Origin of the sequence: Catellatospora sp. NPDC049609, assembly GCF_040675365.1 — a bacterium.
In the GTDB taxonomy this organism is placed as follows: domain Bacteria; phylum Actinomycetota; class Actinomycetes; order Mycobacteriales; family Micromonosporaceae; genus Catellatospora.
In genome coordinates this window covers 1-6758 of sequence record NZ_JBFAOU010000280.1, presented here as the reverse complement: position 1 = coordinate 6758, position 6758 = coordinate 1, and the positions used below count along the sequence as shown (strand labels likewise).

Below are 6758 nucleotides of genomic sequence, written 5' to 3'. Positions count from 1 at the left end.
CATTCACAAAGGCGAGGTTTGCCGGACATCGGGTGCGACCCAGCGGCTGCCGTCGATAGTAGAACGGCCGCATGACCACCGGACGGCCCGCATACTCCGGCAACCCCAGGCGGTTCGGTCAGCTGGAGATGGCGTCGATGAGATCGCCGACGGGCCGGTCGGGCAGGGCGCGGGCGACGTCGGCGACCGCCACGATCCCCACCAGGCTGTGGCCGTCGATGACGGGCAGGCGGCGGACCTGGTGGCTGGCCATGGTCTGCAGGATCTCGGCGGCGTCGTCGTCGGCGCCGATGGTGATGGCTTCGCCCTGGGCGAGCTCTCCGGCGGTCACGGTGGCGGGGTCGCGGCCTTCGGCCAGTACCTTGACCACGATGTCGCGGTCGGTCAGCATCCCCTTCAGGCGCTGGTCCTCGCCGCAGATCGGCAGCGATCCGACGCCGAGGTCGGCCATCTTCCTCGCCGCGTCGAGTGTCGTCTCCTTCGCTCCGACGCAGGTCACGTCGGGCGTCATGATGTCGCGGGCGGTAGTCATGGGGAGTACTCCTTCTGATGGTCGGCGGGTGCCGCCGCCAGGGCGGCGGCGACCTGCCGGTGGGGTGATCAGCTGACGCTGTCCGATGAAGCGGCCGGCCATCGTGACCCCGGCGCGGTGCTGGCCGCGGCTGCCGTGGCTGGCGCACGCGTCGCGCACCAGCCAGGGGGTGTGTTCGCGTTCGAACGCGTCCGCGACGGACTTCAGCACGCAGGTGTCGGTGTCCAGGCCGCAGAACACCAGGTCGGTCCAGCCGTGCTCGTCGACGATCTTGGCTACCTGGGTGGTGAACACGCTGTAGCCGGTCTTGTCCACCACCGCCACCGCCCGCGAGACGAACGGCGTGAGGGCGGTGACGAGGTCGGTATCGGGGGCGTGCTGGACCTCGGTCCAGTCGAGCAGGCGCTCGAACTTGCTGCCCGGGTAGTTGTGATACTTGGTGAAGATCATGGGCAGCCCGGCGTCGGACCAGTGGCGGACCAGGCGCAGGATCCGGCGTACGGCCGGTGCGCTGAACTCGTTGCAGAAGCCGTTCTGGACGTCGACGACGAACAACACCGCGCGGTCGATGTTCATAGTTGCCTCGCTTTGACCACCTTCGCCGGTTATCAACCGCATACCCGGTGATGGCGCCGATCAACCGCCTGGGCGGGGGCTGCTTCACGTCGCCGGAGAGATCATGAAAGCCAGACATGGCGACGTCATGCGGTCAGGTGAGCTCCAGGCCGGCTGGATCGGCGCCCAGCAGCCGCAGCAGCTGTGCCTGGTCGGTGGTGCAGCGCAGTGGTGCCGTTCCCGTCCGGCGGGTGCGCCTGGCCAGCAGGGAGAGTCCGGCGCCGTCGACGAAGCCCATGCCGGAGATGTCGATGGTGCTGCGGTCGTGGTCGCCGATGAGATGCGCGAAGGCGACGCTGTTGGAGAGGTCGGTGTCCCCGACGACGACCAGCAGGGCGGGGCCGGGGTAGTGGTGGAAGCGCAGACGGCAGCCGGCGACGCAGGTCGGATGGGCCTGGAAGGCGCGCCGCAGGTCGCGTTCGTCGAAGCAGCCGGTGTCGTACTGGCACAGGGCGGTCAGCCGGCCGGTGCTGAACAGGGCGTGGCTGCCGGCCTCGAAGTGGATGAGCGCCTCCGCGTCGGCCAGCGGGCGCACCCACGTCGTGTCGGCGGTGACCCACAGGCCGGTGTAGCCCGCCTCGACCGCCGAGGCGGTGGCCTGCCGGTACTGCTCACGAAGGCGTGCCGTGTCGAGGCTGCCGCCGGCCGGGGCCATCACCGAGGTGCGTACGTGCCCGCGGCTGACGGCCTCCCGCAGCGCTCGGTCGCCGGTGATCCGCTCCTGTGCGCCGCCGAGATCGGCGACGGCGGGGAAGATCAGGATCTGACCGCCCAGTGTCAGACCGCGTCGGGCGAAGTCGACGGCGTTGTCGGCGAACTCGCGCGCGGTCGCGAACCGGATGGCGGCATGGTCACCTGGGATGAGGCTGAACATCTCGGTCATCTGCCTCCTGCTTGGCCGCCGCTGCAAGGCGCCGGCACCTGCTGCTAGGCCGCGACTTGTGCCGGATCGACCGATTGACCCGGCATGTTCAGTATCCCACCGCGGGAGGCGCGGGCGGGTCCTGGCCGGCGGCCACAACTGGCCCGGTGAGCGCGGACAGCGGGATCCCCGGCACGGCGTTGCGGGGATGGCATCGTAAGTCTAGGCTTACCGTTCGTGGACGCTTACGGAGATCCGGGCCTAGGCCTTCTCGGAGATCCGACCCGACGTGCGATCTTCGAGCTGCTGGCCCGGCAACCCTGCTCTGTGGGCGAACTGGCCACCCGCCTGCCGATCAGCCGACCCGCGGTGTCCCAGCACCTGCGGGTGCTCAAGGACGGCGGTCTCGTCGTCAGCCGAGCCGAAGGCACCCGCCGCGTCTACCAGCTCAACCCCGATGGCGTGACCGCACTACGCGCCTACCTGGACCGCGTGTGGGAGGACGCGCTCACGGCCTTCCAGAAGGCCGCCGACAACGCCTCCGCCGAACCCGAAGAGGAGAAGCAATGACCAGCGCACCCACGATCCCGCCCCTCACCGGCAAGATCAACGTCGGCGTGTCCGTCGAGCGGGCTTTCGACCTGTTCACCCGATCGTTCGACACCTGGTGGCCGGTGCAGTACCACATCGGACAGGCCGACATGGCCGAGGCGATCCTCGAATCCCACGTAGGCGGACGCTGGTACGAGCGCGGCGTCGACGGCAGCGAGTGCGACTGGGGCCGTGTGCTGATCTGGGAGCCGCCGCACCGTCTCGTCGTCACCTGGCAGATCAACGGGATGTGGCAGTTCGACCCCGAGCCCGCCAACGCCAGCGAGATCGACATCCGGTTCACCCCGGGCGGGCCCGCGCAGACCACCGTCGAGATCGAACACCGTCACCTCGAGCGCCTTGTCGCCGGCCAGGCGATGCGCGACGCGCTCGTCGGCGGTGGCGACTGGCGCGCCGTCCTCGAGCTGTTCGCCAAGGCGGCCGCCGACCAGCAGTAGGCCAGCACGCCACGCCACCTTGAGGCTTGCGGGCCGCCGGCACGTGACATCCACCCACCACCTCATGCCCACGAGGGCCGGCCAGCTGCCGGCCCAGCCGCCCTATCCGAGGCCGACGGGCAGGCCCGGTCGGAAGTCTTCGTAGCCCATGATGTAGAGCTTCTTGGCCGGGTCGAGGCGGTAGGGGACGACCTTGCCGGTGTCGGTGAACCCGATCCTCCGATAGAACGCCTGCGCCCGGTGGTTGTCCTCGTGTACGCCCAGGGTGAGCCATGACGCGTCGGTGTTGTCGCGCGTCCACCTGATCCCGGCGTCCATCAGCCGGGCCGCCAGCCCAGCCGACCCGCCGCGGTGTGCCGGCGCCACGTAGACGCCGTGGATGCAGGCGGTGCCGGCGACGTCTGGCAGCGGCGCGCAGCCGACCATCCCCACCCAGCGGCCGTCCTGGGTGGCGGCGATGAACGTCGCCGAAGCCGGGGAAGTCGCCTCCTGCTCCGCCTGCTGCCGCCAGACCTCCTCGGCGAGCCCGGCGGCGTCGGCGTACGTGGTGCCGAAGGCGGATGGGGAGTCCCGCAGCGCCTCCAACCGCAGGTCGCGCAGTAGGCGCCAGTCTCCCGACTCGGCCCGGCGTACGACATAGGTCATGGGTGCTCCTGTATGTCAGTCGCTCAGCCGCGATCGACCAGATCCTAAACCGTGATCAACTCCTGGTGCGCCGGGCAAGCCAGGTATACGCGGTGCATGGACCGCAAGCTGATCATTTCCACGCAGATGACCGTCGACGCGGTCATCGACCAGACCGACGCCTGGTTCGTAGACAATCCCGACCACGCCGGGCGCAACCGCGAGGAGCTGTACGCCGCCGACGCGCTGCTGCTGGGCCGGGTCACCTATGAAGGCCTCGCGCAGTTCTGGCCGAAGGCGAGTGACGACACCGGATTCGCCGACCGCATCAACGCCGTGCCCAAGTACGTCGCCTCCCGCGGCTACGACCAGCCGATGAGCTGGAATGCGACCCTGCTCGACGGCGAGGTCGTCGCCGCGGTCACCGAGCTGAAGAAGAGCCGCAACCTGCTGGTGTACGGGTGTGGCGAGCTCGCGTACACGCTGGCGCGGGCGGGCCTGGTCGACGAGATCCGGCTCGGCGTGCACCCGACGGTGTTCCGGCAGGGCACGCGGCTGTTCGTCGGCGACGAGCCGGTGCCGCTCGAACTGGTCAGCGCGACCGGTTTCCGGTCCGGCTTCGCCGAGCTCGTCTACCGTCCGCGCGCCCGGTCATAGGGGGCCTGAGCGGAACGCCGAGACGAAGGGGCGGCATCGTCGAGACGCCCGCCCCTTGCGCCGTCGTCGGCCGCGAAGTGGAACAGCCACGTCATGCGGCTGCGAAATGTGATCGCGCGCGGTGAGCATGCAGATCCCGGTCCGGCTGGGTGGCCCGTAGGATCCCGGACGTGTCCGATCTTGCAGCACGGTTCGCCCGGCTCGCTTCCGAGTACGACTCCCGAAAGCGAGCGGCGACCTCGCTCATCGGGCGCTGGGATTGGTACACGTGGCCGGGCCTCGATCTTCGTCCGTTGCACTTCGAACGGGATTTGCTCAAGGCCGGCCGCCGGCTGGACGCCCGGCCGCCAGTCGACCGGGATGTGCTGCGCATCGGGTTCGACGCCGAGGGCCGCGCGGTGGTGGTGGAGGAGTACAGCGGCTTTCTCCACGGCCGCCTGTACTACGAGACTTTCGTACGCCACGACGGGGACCTGGTCGAGGCGGCGCACTTCGCTACGGACGAGCCCATCTACCTGCACGAGTACCGCTTCGCGGACGGGCTGATGTGCTCAGCTGACATGGTCGCGCGGCGTGGTTCGGGCCGCGAGGTGTACGCATACACCGATGGGAGGATCAGCCGCGTCCAGATCGAGCACGACGGCCGGGCGCGTTCGGTGCTGACGGCCGAGCACGACGAACGCGGCCTGGTCCGTATCGTCGAGGTCATGGGCCGCCGGTCCGAGGTGCGTTATGAACGGCCGCCGACCGGATACGTCCTCGACGCGGCATGCCGCACCATCGAGAACGCATTACTCACGCTGATCCCGGACGCCGTGGCGCGCCTGGTGGTCGACGGCCCCGCCGCCTGTGTCGCGCTGGGCTATGACCGATCGGACGCGCTGTCCTTCGAGGTCTACGCGGCCACGGAGGACGAGCGCTCCGCCCTGGCGGAGACCGATGCCCAGGCCGCGTGGTCGCCGGCCGACTTCGACGCCAGTACCGACATCGACTTCGACGACGCAGGTTTGGTGCGGCTGGTTCGACAGGAACTCGCCCTGCTCGACGCCGGCGACCTCGAGGCCGCCGCCGGATCCGAGGTCGGCCGGCGACTGCTGTGCGCGGTGGCCGCACGGCTCAACCTCCGCGACTGGTCGGACACGCTGCCGGTCACCGACGACTTCGTGGTGTACCCGGTGGATCTTGAGCTGGTCGACCTGGAACGGAACCTGGCCGACTGCCTTCCGCCAGACCGGCGCGTCCGGCTACGCGAGCGCGGCCTCCTGTGACCGAGCGCGGCCACACCCGATCACCGCATGCCACAGGCCGGTCACGCCTGTGCCCTGTCCATCTCATCTAGGTGTGTGCGTGGTCCGCCTGCGGCGTGCACCCAGTCCGGGACCAGGCCGACCAGGACGTCGACCAGGTCGACGCGCGGACACGGGTCGGCGGCGGTCAACCAGTCGACGATCGCGGCCGCCAGGCCGTGGCCGAGGAAGACGGCGGTCGTCGCCAGTTCGCGGTCCGGCCGCGCCGACGGACGGATGCGCTGGAAGTAGTACGCGATGTTGTCGGCGAGCTGCCGCCCGAACCGGGCCGTCGCGGCCCCGCCCTCGGCCGAGCCGAAGACGGCCAGCAGCTCCGTGCGTTGGCCTTCGACCTGGTCCAGGATGTGACCGATCACGATCCTGGAGGCGTCCCGTCCGGTGGCCGCGCCGACCAGCCGGACCTGGACGTCCTGCTCGGAGATGTCCCGCAGTGCCTGTTCCAGGACGTACACGGCCAGGCTGCCGGTGGTGTCGAAGTGCGCGTAGAAGGATGACCGGTTCAGCCCCGCCTCTGCCACGATCGAGCTGACCGACACCGGCGCTCCGGGATGGCGGGCCGCCACGGCGGTGAACGCCTCGGCGAGCCTGGCCCGGGTGCGTACGGCCCGGGGATCGCGGCTGGGGTCCTCCGGCCCGCCCTTGGCATCTCTTCCCACGGGGCCAGCGTAACCAGATGGCGTGCGTTGGCCAACAAGTGTCGGAGAAGTGGGGTTCGGCGGCGTAGCGTGAAGTCACAGCCGGCCGTTCCCGCCACCGCAGCGTCAGCTGAGCCGCGACAGGAAGCCCGCCTATGCCAGGTGCGAGATGACTCGGTCGAGCGCCTCGCGGGCCGGTTTCGCTCACAACACCAGCGCCAGGCAGCTGCGCCTGATCCAAACAGCCCGGGGCGGGGACGCGGCCCGGCTCGTACACCAACAACGGGGGAGCACCTCATGAACCTCAACCTGAACGGGCGTCGCGCTCTGATCACCGGCTCGACCGCCGGCCTGGGCGAGGCGACCGCCCGATTGCTCGCGGCGACCATGGCCAAGCCGGCCGCCGGCAAGCAGATCGGCGTGAGCAGCTTCCTGGCCGACAACGCCGTGATCGGCGTCGGCATGGTGCTGCTGTTC

General features: G+C 69.8%; 8 protein-coding genes and 1 pseudogene. 5 read left to right on the top strand and 4 right to left on the bottom strand.

Annotation, left to right across the window (positions count from 1 at the left end; translation table 11 throughout):
* Positions 1-118: 118 nt before the first annotated feature.
* Together AB0J67_RS38210 and AB0J67_RS38205 are read right to left on the bottom strand one after the other, a co-directional pair.
* A complete protein-coding gene (locus AB0J67_RS38210; RefSeq protein WP_363490225.1) occupies positions 119-1108 on the bottom strand; it encodes an isochorismatase family protein in 990 nt (329 codons plus the stop codon).
* Between the two features lie 133 nt (positions 1109-1241).
* Positions 1242-2030, bottom strand: a complete 789-nt coding sequence (locus AB0J67_RS38205) for an MEDS domain-containing protein (RefSeq protein WP_363490223.1) — start codon at positions 2028-2030, stop codon at positions 1242-1244.
* A gap of 216 nt (positions 2031-2246) precedes the next feature.
* On the opposite strand from AB0J67_RS38205, the gene AB0J67_RS38200 reads away from it, so the two are divergent.
* Both AB0J67_RS38200 and AB0J67_RS38195 read left to right on the top strand, forming a co-directional pair.
* Entirely contained in the window at positions 2247-2579 is a 333-nt protein-coding gene (locus AB0J67_RS38200) for a metalloregulator ArsR/SmtB family transcription factor (RefSeq protein WP_363490221.1), read from the top strand.
* Positions 2576-3058 (top strand): SRPBCC family protein, encoded by a 483-nt coding sequence (locus tag AB0J67_RS38195; protein WP_363490219.1) that lies wholly within the window; start codon positions 2576-2578, stop codon positions 3056-3058. Before AB0J67_RS38200 ends, AB0J67_RS38195 begins: the two co-directional genes overlap by 4 nt.
* 102 nt (positions 3059-3160) lie before the next feature.
* Here AB0J67_RS38195 and AB0J67_RS38190 read toward each other — a convergent pair whose 3' ends face one another.
* Positions 3161-3703 carry a GNAT family N-acetyltransferase gene (locus tag AB0J67_RS38190; RefSeq protein ID WP_363490217.1) on the bottom strand — a complete coding sequence of 181 codons (543 nt, stop codon included), beginning with the start codon at positions 3701-3703 and terminating at the stop codon, positions 3161-3163.
* Between the two features lie 96 nt (positions 3704-3799).
* On the opposite strand from AB0J67_RS38190, the gene AB0J67_RS38185 reads away from it, so the two are divergent.
* Together AB0J67_RS38185 and AB0J67_RS38180 are read left to right on the top strand one after the other, a co-directional pair.
* On the top strand, positions 3800-4339 hold the full coding sequence (locus AB0J67_RS38185) for a dihydrofolate reductase family protein (RefSeq protein ID WP_363490215.1): 540 nt from the start codon (positions 3800-3802) through the stop codon (positions 4337-4339).
* 170 nt (positions 4340-4509) lie between these two features.
* Positions 4510-5607, top strand: a complete 1098-nt coding sequence (locus AB0J67_RS38180) for a hypothetical protein (protein WP_363490213.1) — start codon at positions 4510-4512, stop codon at positions 5605-5607.
* 41 nt (positions 5608-5648) lie between these two features.
* Here AB0J67_RS38180 and AB0J67_RS38175 read toward each other — a convergent pair whose 3' ends face one another.
* The gene (locus AB0J67_RS38175; RefSeq protein WP_363490211.1) at positions 5649-6302 is read right to left on the bottom strand and encodes a TetR/AcrR family transcriptional regulator; all 654 of its coding nucleotides are present in this window, start codon (positions 6300-6302) and stop codon (positions 5649-5651) included.
* Positions 6303-6578: 276 nt separating this feature from the next.
* On the opposite strand from AB0J67_RS38175, the pseudogene AB0J67_RS38170 reads away from it, so the two are divergent.
* A pseudogene (locus tag AB0J67_RS38170) lies at positions 6579-6758 on the top strand (hypothetical protein); the annotation flags it as partial.

What these genes read in the sequence shown, in the direction of transcription:
- AB0J67_RS38210 (WP_363490225.1), bottom strand. Translation starts at nt 1,108, where the DNA reads ATGAACATCGACCGCGCGGTGTTGTTCGTCGTCGACGTCCAGAACGGC.
- AB0J67_RS38205 (WP_363490223.1), bottom strand. Translation starts at nt 2,030, where the DNA reads ATGACCGAGATGTTCAGCCTCATCCCAGGTGACCATGCCGCCATCCGG.
- AB0J67_RS38195 (WP_363490219.1), top strand. Translation starts at nt 2,576, where the DNA reads ATGACCAGCGCACCCACGATCCCGCCCCTCACCGGCAAGATCAACGTC.
- AB0J67_RS38190 (WP_363490217.1), bottom strand. Translation starts at nt 3,703, where the DNA reads ATGACCTATGTCGTACGCCGGGCCGAGTCGGGAGACTGGCGCCTACTG.
- AB0J67_RS38185 (WP_363490215.1), top strand. Translation starts at nt 3,800, where the DNA reads ATGGACCGCAAGCTGATCATTTCCACGCAGATGACCGTCGACGCGGTC.